Genomic DNA, 896 nt, shown 5'->3' with positions numbered 1-896 from the left:
GGGCTTCTCCAGCAGTCGGATTCGCCAGGCAACGAGCAACGCGACTTCTGGACTTCGAAAGCCGCCAATGCACCGGGTTCGCGCAATCTGATGGGCATCAAGGATCCGATCATCGACGCGCTGGTCGACCGCATCATCTTCGCCACCGATCGCGACGACCTTGTCGCCGCCACCCACGCGCTCGACCGTATCCTGTTGTGGAACTTCTACGTCGTGCCGCAATATCACCGGTCCGCCGTCTGGCTGGCCTATTGGGACAAGTTCGGCTTTCCAGACAAGCAGCCCGCCTATGTCGGCGCCGACATCGATTCCTGGTGGATCGACCCCGATAAGGAAAAGGCGCTGGCGGCCAAGTACAAGGGCGGCAATTGATGGCGGTCCTTGCCCGCCGCGATTTTCTGGCATTGGGCGGTGCTGCCGCCGCCGCCGCCCTGCTGCCTGGCCGCACCTTTGCCGCCGTCCCGACTGGCGTAAAACTGCACGGCCTGTCGGCTTTCGGTGATCTCAAATACAAGCTGGACTTCCCGCATTTCGACTATGTCAATCCGGACGCGCCCAAGGGCGGCCAGATGAACTTCGCGCCACCGAACGCCACCTTGAATCAGAGCTTCCTGACTTTCAACACCTTGAATTCCCTGGTGTTGAAAGGAGATTCACCGCCGCGAACGGAGCTTTGTTTCGATTCTCTGATGGCAAGCGCGCTCGATGAGCCGGATGCGGTCTATGGCCTGCTTGCCGAGTCCGTCACCTTGTCGCAAGACCGCAATGGCTTCCGTTTCAGCCTACGACCACAAGCCCGCTTCAACGACGGTTCGCCGCTGACCGCTGAAGACGTTGCCTTCGCGTTGAAGCTTTACAAAGACCAAGGCCATCCAAACCTTTCCAAGGCGCTGCGG

General features: G+C 60.2%; 1 protein-coding gene and 1 pseudogene. Both read left to right on the top strand.

The window, feature by feature from the left end:
- A pseudogene (locus tag ACXJ7R_RS34570) lies at positions 1-372 on the top strand (ABC transporter substrate-binding protein); the annotation flags it as partial.
- Positions 372-896: ABC transporter substrate-binding protein (locus ACXJ7R_RS34565; protein ID WP_457155710.1), on the top strand; the 525-nt coding region annotated here is incomplete at its 3' end. The pseudogene ACXJ7R_RS34570 and the gene ACXJ7R_RS34565, both read left to right, overlap by 1 nt.

It is taken from the genome of Mesorhizobium sp. P5_C1 (assembly GCF_054049815.1).
Note: the sequence above shows the minus strand (reverse complement) of the source record. Positions and strands in the feature narration are given on the sequence as shown.